Genomic DNA, 26,630 nt, shown 5'->3' on the forward strand with positions numbered 1-26,630 from the left:
CCAGAAAAATAATCATGGATCAGTTATCAAACCTAGATATCAACTCAGTCCTGAATCAATTTAAGTTGGCTAATGCTTGGCAAATTCGGGGCAAGTTTGAAGAGGCATTTCTGCGCTATCAACAAATTTTAGAACTGCAACCTGGCTATATGCCTGCCTATCAGCAGTTAGGAAATTTGATGCTAAAACAACGCCGGATGGACGAGGCACTGGAGTACTATGAGCAAGCACTTGCACTTGATTTTGAAGCAACTAATCTTTCGTTTTATTATCAATGTTTGGGCTTGCCGAAACAGCATCCTGCTCCGTCAATCAAATGTGAAAATGTTTTTTTTGGAAAGAAAAAATCAAATGCGCTATCAACTGGCAAAATAAATCTCGGTAGCCAAAAAGTTTTTGGATACCATCGCAGTGGCTGGAGCTTTGCGATCCAGTCACTTAGTTCTTTGCACAATCCTCAAGGTGTTTTGTTTGATGGTTGCTTAGAGAATCAATTTCTGTTTCAACAGAACCGCATTGCCAAGCGATCGCCACGAATTTTAGCAAAAATGCGTGTAGATGGAGTCTTTGAAAGTTTGGCAACTTGTGAAGAAAAAAAAATAATTCCCTATGAAAAACCTTGGGTTGGATTTCTGCATAATCCCCATTCGATGCCAATATGGTTTAGTTACCAAACATCGCCTCAAAAACTGTTTGAAAAAGAAGTTTGGCAAGCTAGTTTACCCCATTGTATCGGCTTATATGCTCTTTCTGAATATTATGCCGAGTGGCTGAAAAAGCACACAGGCAAACCTGTTTCTGTACTAACCCATCCAACCGAGATTCCTGACAAACAGTTTGATTTTGACCAGTTCCTTACCAATCCTCAAAAAAAGGTAGTACAGATTGGTTGGTGGTTGCGAAAGTTACATTCAATTTATCAATTACCTCTAGCTCAGGATAATCCCTTGAACTATCAAAAAGTGAGACTAGGATTTCTATTTGAATCAGGAGAAGCAGTATTTGACCAACTTATGCAAAGAGAGGCACGGATTTATAAAATCCAAGTTGATGAATCGTATTTAGCTAATACAACCGTTATCCAACATATTCCTGATGATCAATATGATAATCTATTATCAAAAAATATTGGTTTTGTGGATTTGTATGACTCCAGCGCCAATAATGCCATTATCGAATGTATTGCCCGTGCGACTCCCCTGTTAGTTAATCCTTTACCTGCGGTGAAAGAGTATCTGGGAGAAGACTATCCTATGTACTTTAATACCTTAGAAGAAGCCGCAGAGAAAGCGTTGGATACGTCACTGATTTTAGAGACACATGAGTATCTTAAATCCTGTGAAACTCGACAGAAGCTATCAGCAGAATATTTTCTAGATAGCTTTTGTAATAGTGAAGTTTATCAACTTATCTAAACACTATGTTTTACTTGCAAAAATGGTTTGGTAAACACACTGCACGAGGATACTTACAACCAAAGTGTCAGAAATTTTCATGTCTATTTCCGAAATCTGTTTTGATTGAACAGGTAGCCACCGGATTTCAGTTTACGGAAGGTTTGGTTTGGATCGTTGAAGACCAGTGTCTACTGTTCAGCGACATTCCTGCTAACAAAATCTACAAACTTAATGCTGCTGGGCAAACCGCTGTTTTTCGAGAGCCGAGTCACCATGCCAACGGATTGACCCGCGATCGCCAAGGTTGCCTAATCGCCTGTGAACATGGGAGTCGCCGCGTTACCCGCACTAAGCCAGACGGAACCGTAACGGTATTGAGCGATCGCTTCGGCAACCAAAAACTCAACAGCCCGAACGATGTCATGGTCAAAAGCGATGGGGCAATCTACTTCACCGCCGTACGGCATTCAACCTGAGCAGCAAGAACAGCCATTCCAGGGCGTTTACCGACTCTCACCAAATGGTCAAGACCTCACAGTGGTTGCAGATGATTTTGTCAAACCCAATGGTCTGGCGTTGTCACCCGATGAACAAACGCTTTACATTGCCGATTCATCTGAGCGTTGTCACATTCGCGTTAATACATCAGGAATTGGTCTGTTATGACTTCTGATTTTCCATTAGTTAGTGTGATTATTCCCGTTTATAATCGCGATCGCTATCTTGCCGAAGCCATAGAAGAAGCTGCAAAAAAAGCGTTGGATACTTCATTGATTTTAGAGACACATGAGTATTTCAAATCTTGTGAAAGACGCAATATCTCTCCTGAGACTATTCGCTTTAAAGTGATAGAAAAAATTCAGGAGCACCGTCTCACTTTAATTAAATTGATTCAAAGCATTTACGACCAAGAAGAATTAACAAAGATTTTTCCCTGGAGTGGGATAATATCTTCTTTAATAAGCTTTATAAGCTTCAAACACCACAGCAAACAATTAAACAGATTAAACTGGCAAAGATAGGAGTTTGAAATAAAAAACGCTTTTAAGTGCCATCAATAAATGCTATCAACCCACTGCTGACCAATGACTTCTAATCTTCCACTAATTAGCGTTATTATTCCTGTTTATAACCGCGATCGCTATCTTGCCGAAGCCATCGAAAGTATTCTGGCTCAAACCTATCCGGCAATTGAACTGATTGTGGTCGATGATGGCTCTAGCGATCGCACTGCCGAAGTTGCTCAAAGTTATCCAGTGATCTATCATTACCAAACTAATGGGGGTATAAGTGCCGCCAGAAATGCAGGAATTGGTTTAGCAACTGGTGAATTTCTTGCCTTTCTTGATTCTGACGACATTTGGGTTACGGACAAGCTCTCCAAACAAATGGCGGCTTTTGAGTCTGATCCAAACCTGGAGGCTGTGTTTGGCTATGCTCAACAGTTTTATAGCCCAGAATTGGATGAAACGTTTCGCCAGCGAATTCGGTGTCCTGAGCAACCAATCGCTGCTCATATTTCCAGTGCCATGCTGATCAAGCGAGCCGCGTTCCTGCGGATTGGAGTGTTTGATCCTCAGTTAAAAACAGGTATTGATATTAGTTGGTATATTTCTGCGATCGAACATCAGATCCAACAGGTTACGCTTCCTGATGTTGTTTATCGCAGACGTCTGCATGAAAAGAACAGTGGTATTACTGAGCGGCATCATGCAAACGAACGTCTACATCTGCTCAAAGCCAAGCTTGCTCGGCAAAGAGCTAACCAATCCTCTTCGATTCAGCGGTTCTAAAATGCGTCATTTCTTTCAGTTTCGTCCCAATCCCAATCAGAAAATTGTTTTGTTAACGGGTGCAGCCGGAGAGATTGGGACTTCTTTGCGTCAACATCTAGGTGACAACTATCACTTTCGCTGTCTCGATCGCGTCCGAGTTCGTGATGCCAAAGATGTCCGAGTTGCCGATATCACGAATTTTAAGGCAGTTCTTAAGGCAATGCGTGGCGTAGATGCCGTAATACATCTGGCTGCAAATCGAGAGTGCGATCAACCTTGGCAAGACGTTTATAGTAGCGGTATCGGGGGCACTTACAACGTGTTTGAGGCGGCTCGCCAAGCGGGAGTAAAGCGGATTATTTATGCCAGCACAATTCATGTGTCAGGTTGGCGCGAAATTATGCCAGAATCTCAGATTACGCCTGAACATGTGCGTCCAGACTCTCTTTATGCCGCTGGTAAAGCATTTGGCGAAGCCTTGGGGCATTTCTTTGTTGATCGCTATGGTATGTCGATTGTGTGTCTTCGCATTGGCGCATTTACAGCCAACACTAAGCTCTATGGACTAAACGATCGCAAGCTTTGGATGTGGTGCAGTCCCAGAGATTTGGCTCAATTGGTAAAGCGATCGCTAGAGCATGAAAATTTAGGCTTTCAAATTTTCTATGCAATCTCAGGAAATACCCGTCGCTACTGGGATATTAGCAATGCTCAAACAATACTTAATTATGAGCCTGAAGACAATGCCGAAAATCTTCTCGGATAAATACATAACTGATAACTGTTGAAAGCTTCACATAAACTGAGGCACGGTCGTGCCTCTAAAAAAAGTATTAACCATGAGGATATTGTATTGAATCAGCCCCTTGTCAGTGTTATTATTGCCGTTCAAAACGGCGAACAGTATTTCAACCAAGCAATTAACAGTATTGTTGCTCAAACCTACCCAAACGTTGAAATCCTGGTGGTCGATGGCAAATCGACCGATCAAACGGAAGCGATCGCAAGGTCTTATCCCCAAGTTCGCTACTTACACCCATTGGTGACAAGTTAAGGAAAAGAGAAAATTGTCAAGGGTGGTATTTGGCTAGGTCAAAAATCGTGAGAAACTCAGTCTAGACAAGTAGTTGAGCGATTTAGACCAGCCATGACACAAAGCCGAAAAACCAATCGAGACCATGCGAAAAAGAAACAACGACCACTGGTGGAAGACGAAGTAATAGCCAAGCAATTGGAAAAATTACTGACACCAGCCATTACAAATCAAGAAAATTACTACCGAAAATTAGGACTCAGAGAACGGATACTGAATTTACCGTTGATGATGGCGGCGGTGTTGACCTTGCTGTGGCGAGATGTGGCAGGAGTCAGAGAACTAACAAGAATGTTAGCCAGAGATGGTTTTCTGTGGTGTAGTCCCACAAAAGTTAGTCAACAAGCGGTATCACAAAGATTTTTAACATTTCCATCTGAATTATTTGAAAAAGTATTTAAAGATTTATTGCCGAGTTTAAGAGCAACTTGGCATAGTAGAAATCAACGTCCATTGCCAGAAAGTATTCAATTTACCTTGTCAAAATTTGAGAAGATTTGGATAGTAGATGGGTCAACATTGGAGGCATTGTTTAGGAAGTTAAAAAGCTTAGAAGAGACTCAAAGAGGGCAATTAGCCGGAAAAATGAGTACAGTAATTGATTTAATGACTAGATTACCTGTAGAAATTTGGTTTGAAGAAAATTCTAAAGCTTCTGATATTAAACTTGAAGAAAACATTCTAAATTTAGTAACAAAAAACACCTTGCTGTTATTGGATAGAGGGTTTTATCACTTTAATTTTTGGTTTCAATTAATTGAGAAAAAAGTAGATTTTATAACGAGAATAAAAAAAGGAGCAGCAATCAAAGTAGAACAAATATTTACCGATAGTTATGAACTGAGAGATCGGAAGATACGCTTTGGTTCTGGCACAAAGAAGACTCCATTTATTACCTTGCGTTTGATTGAAGTCAGGTCAGGAAAAACCTGGCATTCTTATTTAACCAGCGTCCTAGACCCTAATATTTTACCCCCTTATGTGGTAGCAGATTTATATCGGCGGCGGTGGCGGATTGAAGATGCTTTTAACACAGTCAAGAGGCTTTTAGGTTTAAGTTATTTATGGACGGGTTCAATCAATGGAATTAAGTTACAAATTTGGGCGACCTGGTTATTTTATGCGGTTTTAGTAGATTTAGGTGATGCCGTAGCAGATGAACTTGCTCTCCCCTTCGACGAGATTTCATTAGAAATGATTTATCGCGGTCTTTATCATTTTACTATGGCTCATCAGAAAGGTAAGGCAACAGACCCCGTTAAGTATTTTGCTGATCCCGAAAATCGAGATTTAGGTATTATCAAACAGCAACGAAACCCCAATGTTAAGTTGATTGTCGCTCCTTTTCCCAATCTTCAACGAGGGTCTGACCAGTTTTTTTTCAACAATTCTCTGAAAGCCTCTTGACAAAACAGTTACAGGCTTAACTTGTCACCAATGAGCGACGGTAGTCGCCTACAACATCTTGGCGCAGTTCAAAAATATCGAGATGGGTCGGGGATGTTTCGGTTGTAGGTTCGGGAGTGGGATTTAATTCGACTTCGCGCCCCAGGCGTTGATCGATCCACTGGCTGAGTTGATTAGCTACGGTTTCAGTCAGGGTAGAAGCGTCGAAGATTTCTGTTAATTCTGGAAAGTCCCAATTAGCTGGAATACCTGCAAATAATAATGTTAATTGTTCTGAAGTTATTGACTCAACTCCTGTACCATTAATTATTGCTAATCCTTGACCAAGTAGGGTGCTTGTGGCTGCGATCGCTGTCTCATTTTGCTTTAATAAATCTTGAAGCTTAATAGTTAATTTCATCTATCTTTAGGATTAATTTGCTATTTAGTCAGTAAGTTTTCAAAAGGATAAGTTTGTTTCCAGCGATAAGTATTAAAATCACGTTGATCTACTGAAAAAATGCGCCCGTGTCCTAGATGTTCTGCTAAAATTACTAGGGAAGCATCGGCTAAATCCATTGGTAGATCTGCATATTTTTCCATCAGTTGAGCAATCTTTACTCCATGCTCAGGTTCTAAATTAAAAACTGTAAATAATCCTTGATTGAGGCTATTAATAAAAGCAATTTGAGCCTTAACCCCCTTACGAGTTAGTAAGAGATAACAGGTTTCTGTAATTACACACCAGGTAGTAATCAACGGTTCGTTGTATTGTTTTAGCGCCTTTTTAGCTGCTTCGTGGTAAGTGTCTTTTTGATCCACAAGGGCTAACCAAAATCCTGTATCAACGATGATCATACTTAGTGTTTAATCCTTCAGCTAGAACCTGTTTATAAGTCGTGGATAAGTTTTCTTCGGCTGAAACACAGCCAATCAAGCCATTTTTATCAAATTTTTCATATAGGCTTGTTTCTTGAGATGGATTTTTTTTTGTTGTTTGCGGATAACGTTTTTTGAGGATTTCAATAAAGTCCATTAGTAAGTTTTGGGCTTCTTCTGGTAAATCTTTAATATCTTGATGTATTTGTTCTGGTGTAAGCATAATAATCTCTGTTGTTTTTATAAGTGTGCAAATTTAATATTCCAGCATATCCTAAGCTACAAGATCGATTAAAATATCTGTATCAATGAGAATCTGTGTCATTTTGATTACGCCACTGCTGTTGTCTAATTTGTCGTACCCATCCCGTGCTATCCTGAGTTTCAGAACGATTTTCCCACATACCAACAAAGGGTTAATCCTCTAAGTTTAAGGATTTGTTCGGTTCAGATAGAGGTAATGTTTGATATCGTTCTTTTAAGACTCGAACGAGATCTGCAATAATTTCTTGTGCCTCGGTTGGTAGTGTGGAAATGTCTTGTGCCATACTTTCAATATCCATTGTTTTACTCCTTTTGTGTAAGTCTAATATCCCAACATATCCCAAGCTGCTAATACTAACCTTTGGGTGCGATATTCGCCAAATTGTTTGATTTCATGGTTTTTTAAGACGCGGAAAGTTTCGCTGGGGAAGTCTGCGCCGTAAACGTCGGCGGGGTCTAATATATAACGCAATTCGTCGCGGGTGAGTCCGTAAAGTTTGGCGTAATATGCGTCTAATTCGGCGCGAAGTAGGGCGCGTCTTTCTGGGTTCCAGATGAAGGGTTCGCCGTCGTATCCCATATCTTGCGCGAAGGGTTGCATATCATAAGCTGTGTATACTAATTCGAGGACGCGGCTGCTGATAAATTCTATGTCTTCTTGTGTGTATGCTTCTGGGGGAATAACGGGGAGTTGTTTGAGAATGAAAAATGCAAGGTTATTTCCCCCCTGTTTCTGGCGAGTTACAAAATCGAAAACTAAACTATTTGAGTTAGCAACTAAACATGAAATTAATTTAGTATTTTTTACTGAGGGTATTAAAATAATAATACTATCGCCGCATCCATATTTAGGAATTATGCTAAAAATAGCAGTTCTTTCATTTGTTGTTTTTCCGATTTTTCGCGCGACAATTAACCATTGTTTATTCCACCAATCAAATAAGCGCTTCTTAACTTCATTAGGACTAATCCAATAACGTGGTTGAGTAAAACAACTAAAATTTTGTTTGAATTCTTTGTTTAAACGTGGCAGTATACCAGCATTAAGATTAGCTTGTGTTGCTCCTTCATAAGTCGAATAACGATGATCAAATTGGTGAAACATCTTGGCTTCATAAACAGGAACAAACCCCGTATTATATACATCAACAAACAATCTGCTATCATTTGCCATGTGCAACATAGCAGATAACGAAATTTGCCAAGGATTAATGCCTGTAGATTCATTATCTAAAACAGGAATAGTACGATAAATATTTTTGGTTATTTTTACATCTGGCTGTGTTCTAAAGACAGGGCAATTAAAAGTATTTGGGTTAATAAGTGCAATATCTTTAGATGTTAAATTAAAATGACGTTTATGATTATGAACATCTGTGAAATAGCGACAAAAAAAAGTATATTCAGCTTGTTGTGATTTAATGCTAATACCTGTTACAGTTAAAGTGCAAAATTTGACAGTATGATCCACTGCTGGAAAAATAAAAGCTTCATTTTCAAACCCTGTTAAGCTAGCCAAACGTTGATTCTTAATTAGTTCACTAAAAAAAATCTTAGTTGTATCATCTGTAGCGATACCAATTGGTATGATAATACCTGAGCGTCCATAAGGAGAAATTAAGTTTATTACTATTTCAGAGAATACGGCATAAGTATTAATATCTCCCACAGCAGTTAAAGGAAATCTTGCCGACTCGCGGATAAACTTACCTTGTGCATCTGCATCATGTTTGGCATCTTCCCAAGCTTGCGCTAACTCAGGATTATTCTGTTGCAACTGCTTAATTAACTTCTCCCGCGCTGCTTTATTCGCAGCATTAGCAATCTCAAAACTTCGAGAAGCAAAAAACTCTTTTTCCTGTAACTTAATTCTTTCCCAAGGTGGATTACCTAAGACAGTATCAAACCCACCCGCCTCAAAAACTTCAGGAAACTCTAAACACCAGTGAAAAAAGTTCTTTTCCTCTGCTAACTTATTCGCTGCTTCTACTACCTTCCGCGTTGTGGCATTTCCCTGTAACAACTGACTTAAAGCTGCTGTTGTCGGTAACAACTGCAAATTCTGTTCTGTTAAAGGCATGAAAAATGCTGCCGTCCACAAATTGCAAGCAGAATAATCTCGCCACCAGCCTGAATTTTCTGGAGAGCGATCGCGCATATATCGCGACTGTTTGCGTTTAACATCATTAGTATTAGTTTCGGGAATACTACCCAATTCTTGCCACTCGGCTGCATATTGAGATCGCTCATTTCCTAAACCGCCATACAAATTCAGCGATAGCTGCCCTGCTTCTATATCTTGTCGTTCCTGCTTGTTGCGCTTCTTAAACTGCGCGGATAACTTCCTATCATCCCCAGTAACAGGTTTAAATGCTTCGTCTGGTATCCCTTCGTCTAAACACGATATATCTAAAACTCCTACCAGAGAATTACCGCACTTAATGCGGTGATCTAAAAAGTTTAGAGGTAAACCGCGACAAAAACCTTCAATCCACAACGCCACTTTGCATAAATCCACCGCTAATGGGTTTAAATCCACACCATATATACAATGCTGAATTACATCCCGAATTGCTTGTTTTAACGGTTCAATTCCTGGTTGCGCTTCCCCTGTACGAATACGCGCTAACTCCTTACCAATACGCCGCGCTGCTGCTAGGAGAAAGTGACCAGAACCGCAAGCAGGATCTACTACTTTCAAGCTTAATAATGCTGTTTCTTGGGCAGATTTAGCCTCTGTGGGGGGCTTTTGAGGGACGAGGGCAGATTGTAACTTAGCTTCAATAACGGGTTCTAAAGCACTTTTAATCAACAGCCCTACCAATTCTGGGGGAGTATAGAAAGATCCAGTCGTTTTGCGATCGCTTCCTGCTACCAACTGAAACTCATAAATGCCATTTCGCTGACTAACTAAGGGATTAAAATCAAGCAAACTTTCATAAACACTGCCTAATTCTTCAACATCTAACGCCCCATAATTAACTCGGCGTTGTTGTCCTTTTTGTTCGTATAAAGATAAATAGCGAATCGCTAATGATAAATCGTGGTTATCTATAGCGCAGCTATTTAAATCTAGTAAAGTAGAGGAACCAAACAAGCTACCATTCAACGGCGAAAGTCCTAACACTTCTCCCCGCCAGTTTTCGTCAAACAAACAAAAGGTTACGCGCAAACCTTGCCACAAATCTTGAAATCCTTCCCTACGCCAAGAAGGACGTTCAGTTAAATTTCTCAATCGTTCAATACTATAATATTCTAAATAAATCCGGGCTTTTTCTGGCTCATCATCGGTTAAAAGCAAATTCCGCGATTCCGCCACCATTAAAAATAACAAGCGGTAAATTAGTAATAATAGCTGGCGATAGTAAACCTTATGTGTTAATTCCCCTGATTCAAAACGTTGTCGTAAATCTTCATTATCAGGATGTTGTAAAAAACCAGTTCCTAACTGAATTAAAGCTTTTTCTACACCATCCCGCAACCGATCGCGTACTCTTCCCCCTTGAGCGATCGCTTCAGTATGATAATGTTCTAATAAGCACTGATCTGCATCATCCATTCCCTGTGGTAAACGGGAACGATGGAATAAGCGATAAAATAAACCAAACTCGGCAAAATTTTCATTGTTGAGAATTTGTTCTAAATCAAATTCAATATAAGTTAAGCGCGTCATTAAGGATGAATCGCGCAATAACCGCCACTGCAAACCATTAGTAACAATACCCCAAAGATGTTCAGTGCGGTTAAGATATTCCTGCATTAAAGCATGGGCAGAAAGTCTCGGCGTACCGCTAGGCGGGCGTTGTTCTAATTTAACTCGACAACCTATAATATGAACTGGCGGTTTATTTTCTCCTGACTCTACGCGGTGAGAAATAGCATAAGTTTGTCCGTCTACTATTTCCGCTTTAGCTGTATAAACTAATTGATAACCTAAACTTTCTAATAACGGTACTGCCCATTGTTCACGGGTAATGCTAGTAGCAAGATCATTTTCATCTAATCTTAATAAGCGTCTTTGAAAAGCTGCCCAATATGCCTTAGCATCGCCCCATGCAATAGCTATTTCATCAGCTAGTTTATCAGTTTTAGCTTTGCCAAAATCTTCTGGTGCTTGCCCTTTAACACTTCCAGTAATAAATTCTGTGGTTAAATCAGGAGCGATTAAATTACCTTCAATTTGGATGCCAGTCAAATTCTTGATAACGGCGCTCATGTATTTGTCCTCCGTTGCCCTGGCTGTAAAATATAAACCCCTAAAATATCCATTGGTAATTGTGGTTTAACCTTAATTTGTCCTTCTTTAGTAATAGCACGTACCCGTCGATGGGATTGAGAAAGAGCAAGCGATCGCTCTTTAGCAAATAACTCTAAATCAGGTTGCAGTTCACCGATTCTACCTAGTAATTCTGACACTTCTATTTGTTTGATAGCCAGAGGGCGATCGCCTACAGGTTGAGATGTTCTTAAAAGTGAGATTGCTTCATTTGGTGCTAACCAAATTGGATTAGAGGGAGGATTAGTAAATCCGACAACTAAACACTCTTCTGCTAATAAATCTTGATGTTTAGAACTTTCTAATAAGTGGCGTAACCGTAGTAGTAATAATGTAGTTCGTTTTTCGACAGCATCAGTGACAGTAAGACCAGATCTAGCTGCAATAGGGTCAGTGATATTTTCTAACGCTGATTCTAATAAATAACGGGCTAATTTTTCTACTATAGGATGATTTCGCCCCACATATTCCACTTTTTCTGCTGCCGGAGTTGTAAAAGTTAGCAGACGTGATTGAGAGCCAATAACTGACTGTAAACATTGAGGTGGATTTGTTAATAGCCAGCCTTGTTTTTGTTTAATTAATGAACTATTTAATCTTTCACAAGCAGCGCGGACGAATTCCTCTACATCTTGTTCAGTACCTAATATTTGGTCAGATTCAATGAGTTCTTGTTGCACTTCTTCCGGTTTAATGGAACGTTGAGCAAAGCGTGTACGACTATTTTTTTCTCGTTCTACTGCCCTATCCCAACTTGTATGGACTTCAGCAACAGGTGATGCTTCATCAGCTAATAAATCAAATAAAGATAATTGTTCTACGTCATATTCTCGTTGTGAACCAACAAGCCCCTCCAAACTAAAAACTGTGACTCGATAGCCTATTTCTTCCATCGTTGAACGACGTAGATCATTCTTCAGTTTAGGATGACCAGCTAACACTACTGAAAGTATTCCCCCACCATCTTCAACTACTTCAATTAAACGTTTGAGTCCTGTGAGAGTATTGTGGTGAAGATCATGTGCCTCATCAACAAACAGCGCCACTGGCTTTTTTCCCTTCTTAATTAAGTCCCGCAGTTCCCGTTCCCGCTTTTCCCCCATTAATGGGATTTTTATTTCTTTGTCTGTTGACAAATCGTAAAATAAAGCAGCAATTAGAGTTTGTAATGTGGCGCGACCTTTATCTACAGATAGTGACTTCGAGACCAGAATCTTGCCTTCTTTCTCTAAAACATCAAATAATCGCCGTAAAGTGGTTGTTTTTCCACACCCAATAATCCCCGCCAAGGCTACCAGATGCCCTGAATAGATGGTGGCTTTAATATCTTTAAACATTTGTTTTTGATGTTCGGTTTCGTAGTAACCCGATTTCCGAAATTCACGATTTAACCCAAAATGTTCCATCACCTCACTGAGCATTTTTTCCTCCTTTTTTTGGCAGTTCAAAATACTGCTTTACCCGTTCTAAAACAGTTTTTTTATTTAAAGTTTCGGTTAATAAAGTGTCAATGAAATTCCGTTGGTCATCCGATAATTTCGCCAAAGCTTGCCCTAAATAATCGGCAATGGCTCGTTTGGCAAACAAGCGATCGGGGTAGGTAAATTCTTGAAATGGATCTGGATCACTAAAAGAGGTAATAATTGGCTCTACTACTTGGTATTTATCTGCTAAGAATTGCCAATCTGTGGTGTGATCTAATGCCGTGCGTGGTAATCCCAATTCAGACGCTAAAATGGCAATCCTATCAGCACGTTCTTCAGTTTTAGTTTTCTTGAATTTGCGATACTTATGTAAAGGTATAGGGCCATCAACAGGATAGAATGGGCCGTATCGCAAGTGATCTTTTTCCACATACAGTTCATTATCAAATAGACCCCACCACAGCATCACAGTTTCCCCTGCCAAATCCGGATCTACTTGATACGCTATAGCTTCAACAGAAACTCTGGCAGAGGAATCTACCTTTCGCCGCTGCGGTTCGCGGGCAAAAGTACAGAATCGCTCCCAGCTACACATTTGTCGTAAGCCACTTTTAGGAAGAAATACTCGCCAATCTTCCATTCGTGAGTGTTCTTCGGTACGATGCGGTTTGTCGTTGTAATGCAGCAAATACTGACGCAACCACTGGTTAGCCTCAACCTCGGTTTCTGGCTCATGAAAATGGTATAAAGTTTCATGTGCTTCCTTGACCGTGCGGAAAGGTCTTTCTACTTTGCCTTTGGAACGAGCAGTAACCCGACGACCATCTTTATGAGCAGGCAGATGCGTAGCTAATTTGATTCCCAGACATTCCATGACATTTTGAAAAATCCGGCTTTTAGCAATGGGACCATTATCTGCATAGATCATTTCGGGAATTCCTTGGAAAGGAAATCCATCCATTCCTTTTGCAGTCATGGCATTGAACAAAAAGCGTAATGCCGCTTCAACATCTTCCCCATAAACACAGTGATATTCCTGATAACACACACCACTGCGGTCATCAACAATGCTATAGAGCATGAGCAAAGGGTTTCCTCTGCCTGGTTCCACCCACGAAGGGTGCTTGATATGTTTCAAATCTGACGGGCTGAGGTCAAAATGCCAACATTGATTGCTATAGTCAGCTTGAAACCTCACCACTGGCGGCTGCCGAGTCATTTTCAGATGGTCATAGCCCCATTTTTTCAGGTAACGGTTAACTGTTGTTTTATTCAGCAAACCCTGGGCAGGTTGGATGAAACCATTGGGCGTATTCATTCCATACTCAGACAGCAGTTCAATTGCCCGTGCAGTGGAGATATGTCGTCCTTTCTTGTTACAAGTCCGAATTTTCATCGCCGCAATAATTTCACAGTAGAGTTCCATCTCTACTGGAGAGAGCTTTCTGGGAGACCCACTATCTGAACGGTTGATTGCCTTGGGTCGTGAATGCTGACGCAGAAGACGGTAAAGTGTGGCACTTGATACACCGTACAATGTGGCTGTGTCTCCAACGAGCGAGCTACGTTCCGGACAACGACTGGGTAACATATCAAGTCGCTGACGTAGGTTGATTAACGCTTCGGCTGGGATTTGTTTGCGTGCCACCTCAAGTACGCGCCTCTATTTTTGAGGAATCGGTTTTGGGTGCAAAGTAATTATTTTTACCTAAATAACGGTATAAAGTTGAGCGAGAAACTTGCAGAGTCCGACAGATTTCCGTGACTGAGGTATTCCCTTCGCTGATGAGAAGTTTCGCCATGTTGAGGGAGGAGGCATCTAGTTTGCGAGGTCGTCCACCTTGATGACCTCTAGCTTTAGCTGCTTTTAAACCAGCACGAGTGCGTTCGCGGATTACTTCTGTCTCAAATTCAGCTAGTGCCGCAAATAGGTGGAAGATGAGCTTGCCGCCACTGGTGGTCGTGTCCAGGGTTTCTTGAAGACTACAAAAGCTAATCGACTTGGTGCCTAATGTATTGACTGTTTCGATTAAATGCTTAAGGGAGCGACCGAGACGGTCAAGTTTCCAGACAACAAGGGTATCTCCAGCCCGTAGGTAGTTGAGTGCTTCTGTCAGTCCCGAACGGGAATCCTGAATCCCACTAGCTATATCCGTGAAAACTTTTTCACAGCCTGCCTGTTGTAGCGCCTCTCGTTGCAGGTCAAGATTTTGATCTATTGTTGAAACTCGTGCATAACCAACGAGCATATACTCGTGCCGACCCATCAGGTCGAATGAAGATAGTGTTGCATAACTAATTCTCATTCTACCTTTTTGAGGCATAGATTTTGGGATAAGTTTTGCAACAGTTTTGGTAATCGTTAAGCCAATAGACGAAGCGTTTAATCTACTGTTTCAAAAACGGTCGTTTTTGTGACAGTCAATTAATGGGACGATTCTATGTTCTGGGGGAATCACTTTTTGCCTGAAGCTAAAAGTTGAAGAAATGGTTTGACGCACTCCAATCATCCAGTTGCATTTAATGTGGTCTCAATTGGATGATTGCGGTCTGGTTGCATTTAATGTGGTCTCAATTTTGATTAATGTGGTCTGACGCATCACGATAGTTGCATTTAATGTGGTCTCAAAAAAAACTTGATTGTGGTTCCGAGCGATTATGATTGCGGTCTACAACAACTACCCCTGTCTGCGAACCTTTTCGCACCGTTTGATTGATTTCAATCCGATTAAATAATCTTTTCAATTCCGTAGAATCAAGAATTTTGGCAATATGAGTCCGTGCCACTTTGAACCTCCAATGCGTGTAAAGTGCGAATGCTGAAATATTGAATTTTTGACCAACTTCAAAATTTAGGTTTTAGTTAATTCATCTTTTTTCAAAGTCTCTACAACTTTCCACCAGGGCTGCATAGAAGCACCAGTATCAACAAATAAAGCTCGATATCTGCTGTTGTTCCAAGGGCAAAGATAAAAGTCCTTAATGGTGCGCTTGTCCTTGAGTTCTTTGAGCCAATTTAAGGTATCCTCGTCCGGCTCCGGCGGCGCGGAAAATTGATCCTCACAGAAAGATTTCTGTTCCGGTTTTTGCTGTTCTCTACACGCTTTCACATACACTGCTCCTGGCTTGTATGCCCACTTCTGTTCTGCCGTGTATGCGATCGCATCCTCTATTACGTTCTTGGGGAATTGAGAGAATGTCCACTTGACGTTATCTGGAGCAATCCGAATTTCCCTTAAGCGAGCCTTTATCCCTGTCAACCAGTCTTTGTCTTTTTCTTCACAAAAAGAATTCTTACCAACCACTACTACTTTCTCTTTTTCATTTGAAGAAGTAGTTGTGGGGGATTTAAAATTTATTTGATCAAGAGCTGAAAAAGATTTGGTAGATTCTTCAATTCCTTGTACATCAAGGGTTTCTGGCTGAGATTCCGCCATGATTGGCAGTTGTACTGTGATAAGTGGCAAGTTTATTGGCGTAATTGTCAGTGGCAATGTTAATTGTGGCAGGGCCATTGCCATGATTGGCAGTGGTAGTGTCACTTGTGGCATTGAAGCTGCAACTGTTGGCGGAGCCTTACTACTGTCTGGGTTCTGGGCTTTCGTTGAATCGCTCGACTGTTGACTCCGCCAACCAATAATGTTTCTACTGCGCTTCTTTAGAAAAATGAGTTTTTTCCGTTCCAGAATGGACTTAGCACGGTAGAAAGTTCGTTCTGTAAACCCCCATTGTTCGCAAAAAACTTTGACATCTATCGCCCATTCCCAACCCGCAGCGCCGTGAGCTTTGACGATTGCCAATAAGTACGCGGTAGCATCGAGGATTCCATCTAAATGGAGTTCTCGCGCTTCTTCAAGTGTTACTGCCCAAAAAGATTGTCTCTCTACTGTCTCAGATGTCATAATGGGTACAAAGTTGGTTTTTAATACCGCCCCGTTCCTGTCTCACCAGTTGCGGGGCAACTCTTTATTTACTTCTGGAAATTACTGTTTATATTGGTAGCGGTTGAGCCAAAGCATTTCTTCGGTGCGCTCCTTCTGAATCCTTATCGCTCGTTCTGCGCTCGATTCAGCAAAGTGCTGTCGGCTGATTGGATCAAGGCTTTTAAATACTTGCTCCGACATCGCGGGGAATAATTCTAGGGGTTTCCAGGGCAGCTTAAGAGGTTCTGGTTGGGGTTCTGGTTGGGGTTGTTGGGAGTGAGGTTGTGAAGAACCTGACATCCAACTAACAACCCAACGGTTAGCTAAAATGCGGAATTGCGGCGATAGCCATCTTTAATGTTACAAGGGGACTCCCGTTATACTCGGATGAAGATTAGCGGGAGGTGAATTGTTGTCAACTAATAAATTTTCAAGGGTAGCGAATCATCATTTTTAGGATTGATATTCATAGCCATCGCTATGGTGAATAGTTTTCAAGTACTTGGGATGTACATCAAACTTCTGGGTTGGTAACTGCAAGACAAACTTAGGTCTAAATCGGATAGCAATTCGCCCAACATATTTACCTGCAAACTTACCTGTTGGAATATTGGCTTTAACCATATCGCCAGTTGTAAATCCCATGAAGAACTTAGCGGAAGGTGCGTGAGCTTTAGGAAACCCATACTTATCAGGGCGGCAACGTTGCCTAATCCCGTGTCCTTTAGCCTTAATAGTTAAAGGTTTAATTCCGTTAATCAGAAGTTTTTCCGGTGTAGATGCCCCAACACAAGCAGCATCAGTCCAGTGAGTTTTTTCAATGCCGCACTTCGTGCGATTGAACTTTGTCCGACCTCCAGAACTTACTTCTACAGGCAAACCTGTTAACTGAAGTTTTCTGTATAATTTCCAACGAGTAGCATTGACCGCAGCCGCATCCTTAAGTGGTGTTTTAGCTTGGGACAAAATTCGCAATTGCAAATCCGGTTTCCCTTTTAGGAAATCTCTGATATCTTGATTGCCTTTAGCTTGATTACAGGAATGGCAGCTAAGGCAAAGGTTACTAACTCGGTTAGAACCACCTTTGCTTTTGGCAATGATATGTTCAATCTCAAACGGGACATCTTCAATGCCACAATAAGCACATTTTCTTTTCCATTTTTGTAGAAGATATTCCTTAACTTCAAACCCGTAAAGTTCACCTCTTTGATACTCTACTCCGCTAATTTCAGGGTTTTCCATCTGTTGAAAATCGAACCGGACTAGCTCAGTCGAAATTGCGGTAATTGGGCAAAGTTTTCTAATTCGCCTTACCCAAGTTTCAATGTTGGCAATGCGACTAAAGAGTGATGGTGCTAACCATCCTGGTTTACGAGTTCTGTGCGAAAAGCGAGGTTGGCGGTAACGAGTTTTACGATTACGGCGACCTCTTCTTAATGCTCTACGAGATTCAAGAGCATTTTTAATTTGTTGTCCTCTATGTGAGATTAAGAGCGCACTTGTTACTCGTCCCGTTTCTTCAGTCACAACAGCAATGCCTGTAACTTTGCTGCCTGGATCTATTTTGATTCTGTGAGGATGAGTAACTGATTCCTCAACACTTCTATCCTGTAAGACGATAGTGAACGGATACCGTTTAAATAATGCTGCCCTTCCTTTGTTCATTAATTCTCTCGCCCGCGCTGGGTGGCAGGGGTCAAGAGGTTGTAGGTTTTTATCTAGTACGAAAACGCGCATTACTGCTGCCTCTCATTACGGGTAAAGTGAGCCTCGACAATGTTATTCAACCTTGCATTTGTACAATTCACTGGTTTAACTCGTTAAGCCTGTTTAAAATTGTACGAAAGAGCTAGAACTGGCACGCATTCATAGGTTTCATGAGTTGAATAACGTAGGTTTCAAGAACCTTAGTCTGGTCAAGTTAGAGCTTGTAAAAAGCTCCCGTTATAGTTAATAGCAAACTTAACGACGAGTTCTTGACTTACCTAAATCAACGGCGATTTCATAATGCACCCAAGTCCCCTGAGTCGCGTTACCGCCCTGAAACACTTGAACTAGCGCCGTTGCTGGAATTGTCGTAACCGGATTTTTGACGATTACATCCAATCCAAGGTCAACTGCTAAGGCTTCTAAATATTCTTTGGTCGAATCGTTTTGATAGTAGTTGTTCCATTTTTTCCCCGCAGCTTTGCACATAGCTGTAGCATTGATGTAACCGTCAGATTTCCGCTGTGCGATCGCACTTATCATTCGCGTTGTGAAAAAGTAACTCCATAAAAACCCGTCCTTGTAGTTTTAATCCTTGTGTTATCTATTGCGGTGGTATATATATCCCTTCTTTGAGCATTTTGGAAGAATGGCTCTGCAATGCTTCTCCAACAGAATTCTGCAAAGTTCGCAATAGTTCTTCAATCCGCTTATCCGCTGTAGGGCTGGCGCAACTCTGATTAATTAAGTAAGCATTAAGGGTCATCAGTTCAATTCCTATTTGTTCTGCCTGATTCCAAAGTTTTATGTATTCCCAGTTTGGGTTTGGTTGAGGTTCGTCCACAGATTTAAATCCACTAATTATTTTTTGTTTGTAATTATTAATTGATTGCAGCTATGTTGCTCAACACGCGCATTAATAATCAATGCGAGTAAAAAGCTTACATTTCTAAGACTCTCAGTTCGATCAAATAGCCGTTGGCTCCCGCTGCTGTCTGAGATGCAATTTTGCCTTTGACGGGCGAAGCTTGCGCGCCGCTAGGCGGTCGCCCGTAACGTACTGGATCAATCGCTACCACGTCGCCATCATCCAGTGGCACTTTTTGATTTTCTGCACGAAATTGGGCTGAAACCTTTTCCCTCTGTAGCTTCTGGGGCTGGTCGATCAGGTTAATTAGGATAACTTGACTTCTAAATATTGGTTGCTCGTTGTATCCTGGTATACATAGAGCAGTACTTTCAGTACCTGTATATCGGCATACAGCGACACTGTTGGCTTCGGGATAGAATTGATCTTTCAGTTCTGTCAGAAATAGCCAAAACTCAATCGGTTCAGTTGCTTCAAAGGTTCGCCATGATTTCCCATCATCAAGAATCTCTGCCTGAATCCCGAACCACTTGACGTTTCTACCTGTAGGTTCGCCGTTGTACAATTCAGGACTTAGATCAAGCGATCGCACACAATCTAAAAGTCTTGTTGTGTCTTGAATCCCGTTTATTTTTTGGAGTGTTAGTATTGAATTAGATACACTTGAAGTGGTCATATTATTGTTTGTATATGTTAAGGTTTTTTTGAGTGGTTAACTCAATTGTTCGAGTCAAATTACAACATAACGCAAGACTGATTATAATTTACGCCAATTAACAAAACTAAACATTTACCATTATTTGGAGCTTATTACTATGGATTTTTCTTTAGCGTTCAACCTGACCGTCAGCCAGTTCGGTATCAGTGCCAAAGATTTGGCGCAAAGATCTGGAATACTCGAATCAACAATCAGTCGCTTTAGGAATGGACATCAAATCAAAACCGAAACTTTAAGCAGACTATTGGAATGCCTCTCAGTGGAGCAGCGCGAGTATTTTCTTTCGGCTTTGGCATCGGGTGAAAATACCAAAAATCAAAGGAGAAGCAATATAGAGCGTTGGATTGAGACTGCTAGTATTGACGAGTTACACCATTCGTTGTTGTTGATCGGTCATAAATGCGTGAAGCAAAATTCTCAAAATTCTCAAAATTTTGAAGTATCTCAAAGCGTTGCATAGCTCGTTTTGGTTCTCATTGAGAGTAAATAGCTGTATTTTTAGTTTTTCTGGTAAATTATTACTGGAAACCTGCGAAGATGTGATTAAATTTACACTTCAAATTTAATTGTTAGAAATGGCTGAACTAGCAACAACTCCTTTAACCGGAAAAGCTCTACTACAGAAAGTTAAAGAGCTTTCAAATGTGCCACGTCGAGAAACAGCCCGTGCTTGTGGCTATTATACTACAACGAAAGAAAACAAAATTAGGGTAAATTTAGCTGAATTTTATGATGCTCTATTAGCAGCTAAAGGTATTGCTATTGAGTCGCCTAAAGATGGTCGTGGTCGAGAAGCAAGTTACCGCGTCAGCGTTCATCAAAATAGTCAAATTGTTATTGGCGCGAATTATACTCAACAATTGGGTTTAACCCCAGGCGATGAATTTGAAATTAAGCTGGGCTACAAGCATATTCACTTAATCAAATTAGAAAACGGCCAGGATATTTCAGAAGCTTAGTTGGCTCTTATATTTTTACGGAACTTACAAACTGTGCGATCGCAATTATGACTGATGCGATCGCACACTTGTTTTTACCAATCTAAATTGCGATCATCCTTACTGATAGATGCGGGAAGTATACAAACTGGCCCTATCCCTTGACTAATTACGCCGTCGCATCTGTGGATCTAACGGCTCATCCGTCGCCCATATCAAGTTGGTTTCCTTGTCTATAAACCCCCAGTTGGGTTTGACTTGGCAAATTATATTAATTAATAGCTAAAGCATCGCCTACGCTGTAAGGAAATTGGTCATTCATTATTTTTAATGTTTGTGAAATTTTGTATGAAGTCTTGGTCAACTCGTATCAAAACCCCTACCAAGCTAGATCGGCATCAGGATTGTGAGTCATACAGCCGTTCCGGCTGTTATGAGGTACAGTAACAGCATTTAGAAAACCAATTCCTTAAATGTTTAGAATTCATTAAATCGAGTGCAACTGCAATTACTTTATCAACCATTTTTGTTGTAGTTGGAGCAAACTTACGTAAAAAAGATTTAAGTTGTGACCACCATAATTCAATCGGGTTAAAATCCGGAGAATATGGTGATAAGCACAGAATTTGCGCCCCTATAGCCTCAATCATCGGGACAATTGAAGCTCGTTTATGAGCAGGTAAATTATCCATAACCACTACTGCTCCTGACCACAATTGTGGTACTAAACACTTCTCAATAAATACTTCAAATGCTTTGCCATCCATCGAGTCATCAATTGTCATTAATGCCAAGACTTTGCTAATACTAAGCTGCTACGCAGCTAAATTTAATAAGCAGCATTACCTTTATTTTTAATTTTACGTTCCCATTTAATAATAAGACCTCCTTCATTTAACAACTTATTCAATAACTCTTCTAGCTGTTCTACTGACTCAAATAGTCGATGAGCTATATATTCTTTCGCTGAATGCCAAACTAATTCGATTAAATTATAATCTGGGCTATATGGGGGTAAGAACTCTAAAATAATGTTGGGCATTTCTGAGGCGATTTTTTCTAAAATATCTTTCCTTTTGTGGAAGCTGGCGTTATCTAAAATAATAACTATTTTTGCTGAACCTTTTGCAAAATCTTCACTTTGTTTACCTTGCTCAATCCATTCTTCTAGTAAAAAACCATTTAAGAGTTTTATCTGTTCATAAAAAACATCTGCATTTCCTTTTTTTATGACAAAATTCATCCTCTTTTTGTCGTGATAACGCAATCCTCCCATAATATTTACTCTTCCTCTTCTTCTTTGCCCCGTCACTTTCTTTCTATGACCTTTCTTGCCCCAGGTTTTTCTTCTTATCACTCTTAAACTAAAACCGCTTTCGTCCCAGAACCATACCTGTAAACGCTCTGGGGTTGCGAGCGTTATTTTTAAATATTCCGCTAATTTTTCTTTAAATATTTTACGTTTTTCAGGGTTTTGTTTGTCCTCCAGGCTGTATTTTGCCCACAGGTAAACGTACTTTTTTTCTCTAATCTTCTCCTCACTTGAGAACCACTTAACTTAATTCCTGTTGCTTGCTCCAGGTAGGTTGCTAGTCTTGCTGCTGTCCATCTCCCAAATTCATATCCATATTCTGCTGGCTCTTTTTCAACAACTTCTAATAATAAGTTTTCATATTCTTGGGTAACTTTGCTAAAATTACCTTCTCTCCTTCCATCTAAAAAGCTATCTAAATTATCTGGGTCGCCATGAACCGCCCAATATGCTACTGTTGGGTATGCAAGATCTAGAAATTCACTAATCTCTTGGTAGGTTTTTCCATCGTTTATTAATAATAAAATCAGAACCTTCTCTCTTACATAGGGATTTTCATGCTCTTTTAAGATTGTCAGTAGCTGTTCTCTCTGTTCTTGAGAAAGATGGTTTTTGGCTGGCATACCTGGCTAGTAATAGCTTTTTTATTGATGTTTGTATTATACAATCAAGCTGCGTAGCAGCTTAATTGCTCCAATAGCTGTAACTTTTGATCCTCGATAAAACGGTTTTAAATCGTATACTCTTGTTCCACGTTGTGAACGGGCATGAGTTCTTGCTAAACCTAGCATCACTCCCGTTTCATCTAGGAATACTAAGTTCTCTGGATCTATATCTTTCACTTTTTCCCAGTATTCTATCCTTAATTTTTGAACTCTTTCTGTAGCTGCCTGGCTACTCCGCATTGTTTTTTTTTGCGATTTAATCCGATTTTTTGTAACGAGGAGGACATCGCACTTCGACCTACCCAATTTCCCGTCTTTGCAGCAAATAATTCGCAAAATTCCACTAAGGTTGCATCAGGATTCTCTGCAACCATTGTCTTTAAATCTGCTTCAGCATTTTTGAGATAACTAAACTGAGGTTTACCTCGCTGTTTAGGTTGTAAATTTCCATCAACTCGTTGCTGTTTCACCAGTTTTTGGACTAAACTTTTACTCACCGAGAATCTAGCGGCTACGTTTCTAATGGATATGTTTTCCATTAGATGTGCTGTTACTATTTTTTCTCGTAGATCAATTGAAAATGCTTTCATTAATAAATAATATTTTTGCTATTACATTACTGTACCTCATAACAGCCGGAACGGCTGTATAAGGTAGTAGGCAAACTGGCCCAACTCCGCAGCCAGTCGCCCGCATTTCTCCAGTGGGCGGATTAAAGTTATTGTGACGCGGTAAACGATCTTTATCTTTCTTGTCGATAAATCCCCAGTTGCTATCGCATAAAGATACATAGTTGGAAGCCATGCCATCTCCGAGGAGGTTTTCAGTTATAAGTAGTTGATTATTCGTCATTAATGATTACATCCTCGTCAGATGCAGGAAGTATGCAAACTCGCCCAATTGCAATTGCATAAACCCCTGTACCTGCTGGTTTGTCAAACTGCTTGTAGCTAGATTTTTCTTCTTCTGTGATTCCATCCTCGTTTATGAACCCGCAACAGTTGGGTAATGTACTAAGCAAGTAGTTACAAGCCAGCGCGTCTCCGAGGAGGTTTTCAGTTACAGGTAGTTGTTGATTGCTCATGGTTTTTTTAGATCTGATAATTGGATTTTTTAACTATCCGCGAGATATCGCGGTTTAATGCAATAAGCTTTCAAAATTTCTCAGTTAAAAATTCCAGCACTTTCACCGCGAGCTTAGATCCTGCACTCTGTTTAGGTATCGTGCCAAATTCTTTAATGCTCAGTATTCTTGCAGTTCTGCCTAAATCATTTCTAAAAGTTTCAATTACGTTTCCAATTTCGCTCTTGCTAAAAATATTGAATGTCGGGCTGTCAACAGTAATAGAAGTCAACTGGGCGCTGTCCTCAACAAGAATTTGAAATTTGAAACGTTTGGGTTGAGGTAATTTTGAAATGTCAAAAACTTCAATTGAAATAATTTCAATTGGACTGTCAACGTCACTACTTATATACTGTTCTAAGCTCAGTATTAACGCTTCGCGGCTGTGGGGTTTGGGATGATTAATTACAGTGACGAGCTTACCACTAGATTTAAGATGTATGAAATTTATCAAATATTCCATCTTTCCCTCAAGCTTTTTGATACTTTTGTTAAGGTGCGTTCGTTAATTCTGTACCTGATTGCGAACGACTTGTCGTCGCTATAAGCTTCGCACATGAGTATGTTGTTTTTACCAGCCTGTGCTACCTTCTTTAATTGATAAAGCTCTGCAACAAACTAGCCCTACTCCGCGTCCCATTATTCTTCCTATTGGGTATTCGTATTGTTTGTGGTGACAGTGATGCTTTTCTTCTTCTTCGAGTTCTTCATCTAGAAATCCCCAGTTGGGTTCGTCCTGGCAGATGAAATTAACTGCGATCGCATCTCCGGTGTTATTTTCTGGCAGTTGAGAATCACACATGGCAGTTGATGACGGTTGTAATTGATGGGAGTTTTTCAATTTGCTTGTTGGTATTAATTGAAAAACTCCTAATTAACAGTGCGCGAGTTATCGCGCTGTTTGGTTACAAAACTGAATTTTTTATTTGTTGAGGTCTGACAATTTGAACGCTAAATCTCTGAAGCGATATTTTTCGCCTTGTGCAATTTGATCAAGTAGCATCAAGGCATCTTGACCAAGAAGTAACTCATCTGGTATTTCGGGGTGGTAGGAAATTAGATCTTCTCGCTTACAAGAGGATAAAATATCTTGAATCCAGTAAGGGCAGTTATTTACTTTGTCTTCTTTTTGTGCAATTACTTTCAGCCTTTCTAGATAATCTTCTCCAAAAGTTGAAGTGATACCCCTCAAAATTAAGTTTTTCCTTGTTAAAATTGTAAATTGGATGCTTAATTAATACTATCAATTAGTGACAATTTTAGCTTCATTTGTTGCGAAAAGCCAATGTTATTTCGACTTGTTATGCCAGCCACACTTCCTAAACCCAACTCGGATGTTTAATGACTGACGATCTTTGCAAAGAACTGGTGAAGTATTCTTTGGTATCTTGACCGAGATAACGTAGTTAATTAAAACTTAGGCGGGTCAACTATGGACTTGTTTTTCAAGCCCCCACTATAATCTAAGATTTAGTGGTGGGTTGTTCAGGGGGCGACCAAGCCGCTAGAGCGGCTGGTCTATAAGGTTTATGGCTCTTAAGCCCCTTTGATAAAATGACTTTTTATTGGCAATAAGATTGAGCATTTCCTCTACCCATAACTGGCACTCATGAAAACCAACCAGCCAACTTTCACCATATAAACCTATCCAAAAGTTACTATGCCTTCTTCTAGTTCTACCTTTTTCAGTTAGACGACAAATATATTTTCCTTGTCCTAAAGCTTGTGTTCTTTGCCCATGAAGCCATGCCGAAGTCATGGCTAAAGCGATTAAAAGAATTAGCTTAATCAATCTATCAGGTGGAGCTTGAGAATCTTCGAGATTATATCCTCCAGTTTTACAATCTTTAAACATAGCTTCTATGCCATAGCGTTGTTTGTATATGCGAACAGCACTGTTTAAATCAGGGAGGTTTGTTAATAAATACCAAGGTTCATCTTCTTGCTTACCTTTATACTTTCTCTTCCAATAAGCAGCTAAATTGAAGCGATTAAAACCTTTTTTTTGAGTTAAACTAATATGAGAATAAAATAGCCTGATACCTGGTTGAATCGGAATACTACTTAACGGTTGAAACTTTTGTCTTCTTTCTCGGAAAGTTGTATTGCACTTTTGGCGGAGTACAAAGCTGACGTGCTGACGGTGTAACTATTGTGCTAACTCTATGCTATGAAACTCTCTATCGCCAACGACCACTAATTGATATTTATTTAATAGCCGAATTACTGGACGTAATACTTGTTTTTGTTCTGCTAGATTGCAGGCACCCTTTTTATCCAACAATGTCCAGAATATGGGAAAAGCTCTTTTTTGATAAATGGCGCTAACCATCAAGACATTATTTTCTCGCCATTGAGTTCTATCAATAGCAATAATTAGCTGAGATCCAGTTTTAATTTGAGGATCAAGAATCTCTCTAATTAAGGGAAACCATATAGCCAGCACGCTTAGTGAACCCAGAGATAAAAAACGTTGAATATGGCGGCGGCGACTGTTTTCTAAAATGGGTAAGGGTAGAGTCGCTGCTAATCTTTCTATGCGTACTTGTTTCTGGGATTGTAATAACCACACTAGCATTTTTAGGGTGATTAATTGTGCTGGTTTGAGGTATCTTTCCAGGTATTTTTGATAAAATGATGGCAACATTATTGTTTTGGTCTTGTGTTGATAGCGAGACCGTTCCTTTTTAACATAACTTAATACTTTTTTCTCTATTTAGAGTCTGTTGTCAATAAGCCGACGTTTTTCTGCTTGGCGCTTTAGCGCCAAAACCTTTGCACATAAAGCTTTGGGGGCGCTTGTCGCCCCCTGAAGGTGGGTTGTTAACATCCTGAAACAGACCATAATCTCTAAGTTGCAAGCTCGTTCTACTTTTCTCAAG

The 26,630-nt window shown here is 40.2% G+C and carries 33 protein-coding genes and 3 pseudogenes; 10 read left to right on the forward strand and 26 right to left on the reverse strand.

Annotation, left to right across the window (positions count from 1 at the left end):
- Window positions 1-14 precede the first annotated feature (14 nt).
- The 8 genes from CRI9333_RS02375 to CRI9333_RS02405 all read left to right on the forward strand — a co-directional run bounded on the left by CRI9333_RS02375 (window position 15) and on the right by CRI9333_RS02405 (window position 5,672).
- Complete coding sequence (locus CRI9333_RS02375) at window positions 15-1,415, forward strand: tetratricopeptide repeat protein (RefSeq protein ID WP_015201593.1); 1,401 nt, start codon at window positions 15-17, stop codon at window positions 1,413-1,415.
- 5 nt (window positions 1,416-1,420) lie between these two features.
- Complete coding sequence (locus CRI9333_RS02380) at window positions 1,421-1,873, forward strand: SMP-30/gluconolactonase/LRE family protein (RefSeq protein ID WP_198013605.1); 453 nt, start codon at window positions 1,421-1,423, stop codon at window positions 1,871-1,873.
- A complete protein-coding gene (locus tag CRI9333_RS27995) occupies window positions 1,833-2,063 on the forward strand; it encodes an SMP-30/gluconolactonase/LRE family protein (protein WP_198013606.1) in 231 nt (76 codons plus the stop codon). Before CRI9333_RS02380 ends, CRI9333_RS27995 begins: the two co-directional genes overlap by 41 nt.
- Window positions 2,060-2,419, forward strand: a complete 360-nt coding sequence (locus CRI9333_RS27575) for a glycosyltransferase (RefSeq protein WP_041225862.1) — start codon at window positions 2,060-2,062, stop codon at window positions 2,417-2,419. The genes CRI9333_RS27995 and CRI9333_RS27575 overlap by 4 nt, the downstream gene beginning before the upstream one ends.
- 63 nt (window positions 2,420-2,482) lie before the next feature.
- The gene (locus CRI9333_RS02390) at window positions 2,483-3,190 is read left to right on the forward strand and encodes a glycosyltransferase family 2 protein (protein WP_015201594.1); all 708 of its coding nucleotides are present in this window, start codon (window positions 2,483-2,485) and stop codon (window positions 3,188-3,190) included.
- 1 nt (window position 3,191) lies between these two features.
- Window positions 3,192-3,938: an NAD-dependent epimerase/dehydratase family protein gene (locus CRI9333_RS02395; protein ID WP_015201595.1), complete on the forward strand. Its 747-nt coding sequence runs from the start codon at window positions 3,192-3,194 to the stop codon at window positions 3,936-3,938.
- Window positions 3,939-4,025: 87 nt separating this feature from the next.
- The gene (locus CRI9333_RS02400; protein WP_198013607.1) at window positions 4,026-4,226 is read left to right on the forward strand and encodes a glycosyltransferase family 2 protein; all 201 of its coding nucleotides are present in this window, start codon (window positions 4,026-4,028) and stop codon (window positions 4,224-4,226) included.
- A gap of 147 nt (window positions 4,227-4,373) precedes the next feature.
- Window positions 4,374-5,672: an IS4 family transposase gene (locus tag CRI9333_RS02405; protein WP_083890046.1), complete on the forward strand. Its 1,299-nt coding sequence runs from the start codon at window positions 4,374-4,376 to the stop codon at window positions 5,670-5,672.
- 16 nt (window positions 5,673-5,688) lie between these two features.
- On the opposite strand, the gene CRI9333_RS02410 is transcribed toward CRI9333_RS02405, so the two are convergent.
- The 15 genes and pseudogenes from CRI9333_RS02410 to CRI9333_RS02470 form a co-directional block, all read right to left on the reverse strand.
- On the reverse strand, window positions 5,689-6,072 hold the full coding sequence (locus tag CRI9333_RS02410) for a hypothetical protein (RefSeq protein WP_015201596.1): 384 nt from the start codon (window positions 6,070-6,072) through the stop codon (window positions 5,689-5,691).
- Window positions 6,073-6,092: 20 nt separating this feature from the next.
- Window positions 6,093-6,509, reverse strand: a complete 417-nt coding sequence (locus tag CRI9333_RS02415) for a type II toxin-antitoxin system VapC family toxin (protein ID WP_015201597.1) — start codon at window positions 6,507-6,509, stop codon at window positions 6,093-6,095.
- Window positions 6,496-6,753, reverse strand: coding sequence for a DUF2281 domain-containing protein (locus tag CRI9333_RS02420; protein ID WP_015201598.1), 258 nt, complete (start codon window positions 6,751-6,753; stop codon window positions 6,496-6,498). The genes CRI9333_RS02415 and CRI9333_RS02420 overlap by 14 nt, the downstream gene beginning before the upstream one ends.
- Window positions 6,754-6,946: 193 nt before the next feature.
- Entirely contained in the window at window positions 6,947-7,078 is a 132-nt protein-coding gene (locus tag CRI9333_RS28000) for a hypothetical protein (RefSeq protein ID WP_269667506.1), read from the reverse strand.
- A gap of 38 nt (window positions 7,079-7,116) precedes the next feature.
- The gene (locus CRI9333_RS02425) at window positions 7,117-11,010 is read right to left on the reverse strand and encodes an Eco57I restriction-modification methylase domain-containing protein (RefSeq protein WP_015201601.1); all 3,894 of its coding nucleotides are present in this window, start codon (window positions 11,008-11,010) and stop codon (window positions 7,117-7,119) included.
- Between the two features lie 884 nt (window positions 11,011-11,894).
- Window positions 11,895-12,491 (reverse strand): annotated as a pseudogene (locus CRI9333_RS28255) (AAA family ATPase); the annotation flags it as partial.
- Entirely contained in the window at window positions 12,481-14,127 is a 1,647-nt protein-coding gene (locus CRI9333_RS02435) for a DDE-type integrase/transposase/recombinase (RefSeq protein WP_083890048.1), read from the reverse strand. The pseudogene CRI9333_RS28255 and the gene CRI9333_RS02435, both read right to left, overlap by 11 nt.
- A gap of 16 nt (window positions 14,128-14,143) precedes the next feature.
- Window positions 14,144-14,743: a recombinase family protein gene (locus CRI9333_RS02440; protein ID WP_051035430.1), complete on the reverse strand. Its 600-nt coding sequence runs from the start codon at window positions 14,741-14,743 to the stop codon at window positions 14,144-14,146.
- 376 nt (window positions 14,744-15,119) lie between these two features.
- A complete protein-coding gene (locus CRI9333_RS26455) occupies window positions 15,120-15,281 on the reverse strand; it encodes a hypothetical protein (RefSeq protein WP_015201605.1) in 162 nt (53 codons plus the stop codon).
- 65 nt (window positions 15,282-15,346) lie between these two features.
- Window positions 15,347-16,396 (reverse strand): hypothetical protein, encoded by a 1,050-nt coding sequence (locus CRI9333_RS02445; protein WP_015201606.1) that lies wholly within the window; start codon window positions 16,394-16,396, stop codon window positions 15,347-15,349.
- Between the two features lie 81 nt (window positions 16,397-16,477).
- Window positions 16,478-16,717 carry a hypothetical protein gene (locus CRI9333_RS02450; protein ID WP_015201607.1) on the reverse strand — a complete coding sequence of 80 codons (240 nt, stop codon included), beginning with the start codon at window positions 16,715-16,717 and terminating at the stop codon, window positions 16,478-16,480.
- 153 nt (window positions 16,718-16,870) lie between these two features.
- Window positions 16,871-18,154 (reverse strand): RNA-guided endonuclease IscB, encoded by a 1,284-nt coding sequence (gene iscB / locus CRI9333_RS02455; RefSeq protein WP_015201608.1) that lies wholly within the window; start codon window positions 18,152-18,154, stop codon window positions 16,871-16,873.
- 225 nt (window positions 18,155-18,379) lie between these two features.
- On the reverse strand, window positions 18,380-18,667 hold the full coding sequence (locus CRI9333_RS02460; protein ID WP_015201609.1) for a KilA-N domain-containing protein: 288 nt from the start codon (window positions 18,665-18,667) through the stop codon (window positions 18,380-18,382).
- A 61-nt stretch (window positions 18,668-18,728) separates the two neighbouring features.
- Window positions 18,729-18,968: a hypothetical protein gene (locus CRI9333_RS02465; RefSeq protein WP_015201610.1), complete on the reverse strand. Its 240-nt coding sequence runs from the start codon at window positions 18,966-18,968 to the stop codon at window positions 18,729-18,731.
- Between the two features lie 97 nt (window positions 18,969-19,065).
- Window positions 19,066-19,668 (reverse strand): hypothetical protein, encoded by a 603-nt coding sequence (locus tag CRI9333_RS02470; RefSeq protein WP_015201611.1) that lies wholly within the window; start codon window positions 19,666-19,668, stop codon window positions 19,066-19,068.
- Between the two features lie 139 nt (window positions 19,669-19,807).
- On the opposite strand from CRI9333_RS02470, the gene CRI9333_RS02475 reads away from it, so the two are divergent.
- Both CRI9333_RS02475 and CRI9333_RS02480 read left to right on the forward strand, forming a co-directional pair.
- On the forward strand, window positions 19,808-20,170 hold the full coding sequence (locus tag CRI9333_RS02475) for a helix-turn-helix domain-containing protein (RefSeq protein WP_015201612.1): 363 nt from the start codon (window positions 19,808-19,810) through the stop codon (window positions 20,168-20,170).
- Between the two features lie 115 nt (window positions 20,171-20,285).
- Window positions 20,286-20,669: an AbrB family transcriptional regulator gene (locus CRI9333_RS02480; RefSeq protein ID WP_015201613.1), complete on the forward strand. Its 384-nt coding sequence runs from the start codon at window positions 20,286-20,288 to the stop codon at window positions 20,667-20,669.
- Window positions 20,670-21,079: 410 nt separating this feature from the next.
- On the opposite strand, the gene CRI9333_RS02485 is transcribed toward CRI9333_RS02480, so the two are convergent.
- From CRI9333_RS02485 to CRI9333_RS27220, 11 genes and pseudogenes are all read right to left on the reverse strand, one after another.
- Window positions 21,080-21,433: a transposase gene (locus tag CRI9333_RS02485; RefSeq protein WP_083890018.1), complete on the reverse strand. Its 354-nt coding sequence runs from the start codon at window positions 21,431-21,433 to the stop codon at window positions 21,080-21,082.
- 44 nt (window positions 21,434-21,477) lie between these two features.
- A pseudogene (locus CRI9333_RS02490) lies at window positions 21,478-22,583 on the reverse strand (IS630 family transposase).
- A gap of 36 nt (window positions 22,584-22,619) precedes the next feature.
- Window positions 22,620-22,802 carry a hypothetical protein gene (locus tag CRI9333_RS02495; protein ID WP_083890019.1) on the reverse strand — a complete coding sequence of 61 codons (183 nt, stop codon included), beginning with the start codon at window positions 22,800-22,802 and terminating at the stop codon, window positions 22,620-22,622.
- A gap of 20 nt (window positions 22,803-22,822) precedes the next feature.
- On the reverse strand, window positions 22,823-23,215 hold the full coding sequence (locus tag CRI9333_RS02500; protein WP_041225865.1) for a helix-turn-helix domain-containing protein: 393 nt from the start codon (window positions 23,213-23,215) through the stop codon (window positions 22,823-22,825).
- Complete coding sequence (locus CRI9333_RS02505) at window positions 23,196-23,477, reverse strand: hypothetical protein (protein WP_015201614.1); 282 nt, start codon at window positions 23,475-23,477, stop codon at window positions 23,196-23,198. Before CRI9333_RS02505 ends, CRI9333_RS02500 begins: the two co-directional genes overlap by 20 nt.
- Window positions 23,467-23,709, reverse strand: a complete 243-nt coding sequence (locus CRI9333_RS02510) for a hypothetical protein (RefSeq protein WP_015201615.1) — start codon at window positions 23,707-23,709, stop codon at window positions 23,467-23,469. Before CRI9333_RS02510 ends, CRI9333_RS02505 begins: the two co-directional genes overlap by 11 nt.
- A 70-nt stretch (window positions 23,710-23,779) precedes the next feature.
- Window positions 23,780-24,211 carry a hypothetical protein gene (locus CRI9333_RS02515; protein WP_015201616.1) on the reverse strand — a complete coding sequence of 144 codons (432 nt, stop codon included), beginning with the start codon at window positions 24,209-24,211 and terminating at the stop codon, window positions 23,780-23,782.
- Window positions 24,212-24,319: 108 nt separating this feature from the next.
- Window positions 24,320-24,589, reverse strand: a complete 270-nt coding sequence (locus CRI9333_RS02520) for a hypothetical protein (RefSeq protein WP_157462242.1) — start codon at window positions 24,587-24,589, stop codon at window positions 24,320-24,322.
- A gap of 81 nt (window positions 24,590-24,670) precedes the next feature.
- Window positions 24,671-24,940, reverse strand: a complete 270-nt coding sequence (locus CRI9333_RS02525; protein ID WP_015201618.1) for a hypothetical protein — start codon at window positions 24,938-24,940, stop codon at window positions 24,671-24,673.
- 312 nt (window positions 24,941-25,252) lie between these two features.
- A pseudogene (locus CRI9333_RS28490) lies at window positions 25,253-25,879 on the reverse strand (IS4 family transposase); the annotation flags it as partial.
- An 18-nt stretch (window positions 25,880-25,897) separates the two neighbouring features.
- Window positions 25,898-26,395 carry a hypothetical protein gene (locus tag CRI9333_RS27220; protein WP_198013609.1) on the reverse strand — a complete coding sequence of 166 codons (498 nt, stop codon included), beginning with the start codon at window positions 26,393-26,395 and terminating at the stop codon, window positions 25,898-25,900.
- Window positions 26,396-26,630: the final 235 nt, after the last annotated feature.

The sequence above is a fragment of the Crinalium epipsammum PCC 9333 genome, assembly GCF_000317495.1.
Taxonomy (GTDB): domain Bacteria; phylum Cyanobacteriota; class Cyanobacteriia; order Cyanobacteriales; family PCC-9333; genus Crinalium; species Crinalium epipsammum.

Bases quoted from the DNA above. Each gene is read 5' to 3' on its own strand.
- CRI9333_RS02375 (WP_015201593.1), top strand. From the start codon at position 15: ATGGATCAGTTATCAAACCTAGATATCAACTCAGTCCTGAATCAATTT.
- CRI9333_RS02380 (WP_198013605.1), top strand. From the start codon at position 1,421: ATGTTTTACTTGCAAAAATGGTTTGGTAAACACACTGCACGAGGATAC.
- CRI9333_RS27995 (WP_198013606.1), top strand. From the start codon at position 1,833: ATGGGGCAATCTACTTCACCGCCGTACGGCATTCAACCTGAGCAGCAA.
- CRI9333_RS27575 (WP_041225862.1), top strand. From the start codon at position 2,060: ATGACTTCTGATTTTCCATTAGTTAGTGTGATTATTCCCGTTTATAAT.
- CRI9333_RS02390 (WP_015201594.1), top strand. From the start codon at position 2,483: ATGACTTCTAATCTTCCACTAATTAGCGTTATTATTCCTGTTTATAAC.
- CRI9333_RS02395 (WP_015201595.1), top strand. From the start codon at position 3,192: ATGCGTCATTTCTTTCAGTTTCGTCCCAATCCCAATCAGAAAATTGTT.
- CRI9333_RS02410 (WP_015201596.1), bottom strand. From the start codon at position 6,072: ATGAAATTAACTATTAAGCTTCAAGATTTATTAAAGCAAAATGAGACA.
- CRI9333_RS02415 (WP_015201597.1), bottom strand. From the start codon at position 6,509: ATGATCATCGTTGATACAGGATTTTGGTTAGCCCTTGTGGATCAAAAA.
- CRI9333_RS02420 (WP_015201598.1), bottom strand. From the start codon at position 6,753: ATGCTTACACCAGAACAAATACATCAAGATATTAAAGATTTACCAGAA.
- CRI9333_RS28000 (WP_269667506.1), bottom strand. From the start codon at position 7,078: ATGGCACAAGACATTTCCACACTACCAACCGAGGCACAAGAAATTATT.
- CRI9333_RS02425 (WP_015201601.1), bottom strand. From the start codon at position 11,010: ATGAGCGCCGTTATCAAGAATTTGACTGGCATCCAAATTGAAGGTAAT.
- CRI9333_RS02440 (WP_051035430.1), bottom strand. From the start codon at position 14,743: ATGCTCGTTGGTTATGCACGAGTTTCAACAATAGATCAAAATCTTGAC.
- CRI9333_RS02445 (WP_015201606.1), bottom strand. From the start codon at position 16,396: ATGACATCTGAGACAGTAGAGAGACAATCTTTTTGGGCAGTAACACTT.
- CRI9333_RS02450 (WP_015201607.1), bottom strand. From the start codon at position 16,717: ATGTCAGGTTCTTCACAACCTCACTCCCAACAACCCCAACCAGAACCC.
- iscB (WP_015201608.1), bottom strand. From the start codon at position 18,154: ATGCGCGTTTTCGTACTAGATAAAAACCTACAACCTCTTGACCCCTGC.
- CRI9333_RS02460 (WP_015201609.1), bottom strand. From the start codon at position 18,667: ATGATAAGTGCGATCGCACAGCGGAAATCTGACGGTTACATCAATGCT.
- CRI9333_RS02470 (WP_015201611.1), bottom strand. From the start codon at position 19,668: ATGACCACTTCAAGTGTATCTAATTCAATACTAACACTCCAAAAAATA.
- CRI9333_RS02475 (WP_015201612.1), top strand. From the start codon at position 19,808: ATGGATTTTTCTTTAGCGTTCAACCTGACCGTCAGCCAGTTCGGTATC.
- CRI9333_RS02480 (WP_015201613.1), top strand. From the start codon at position 20,286: ATGGCTGAACTAGCAACAACTCCTTTAACCGGAAAAGCTCTACTACAG.
- CRI9333_RS02485 (WP_083890018.1), bottom strand. From the start codon at position 21,433: ATGACAATTGATGACTCGATGGATGGCAAAGCATTTGAAGTATTTATT.
- CRI9333_RS02500 (WP_041225865.1), bottom strand. From the start codon at position 23,215: ATGAAAGCATTTTCAATTGATCTACGAGAAAAAATAGTAACAGCACAT.
- CRI9333_RS02505 (WP_015201614.1), bottom strand. From the start codon at position 23,477: ATGACGAATAATCAACTACTTATAACTGAAAACCTCCTCGGAGATGGC.
- CRI9333_RS02510 (WP_015201615.1), bottom strand. From the start codon at position 23,709: ATGAGCAATCAACAACTACCTGTAACTGAAAACCTCCTCGGAGACGCG.
- CRI9333_RS02515 (WP_015201616.1), bottom strand. From the start codon at position 24,211: ATGGAATATTTGATAAATTTCATACATCTTAAATCTAGTGGTAAGCTC.
- CRI9333_RS27220 (WP_198013609.1), bottom strand. From the start codon at position 26,395: ATGTTGCCATCATTTTATCAAAAATACCTGGAAAGATACCTCAAACCA.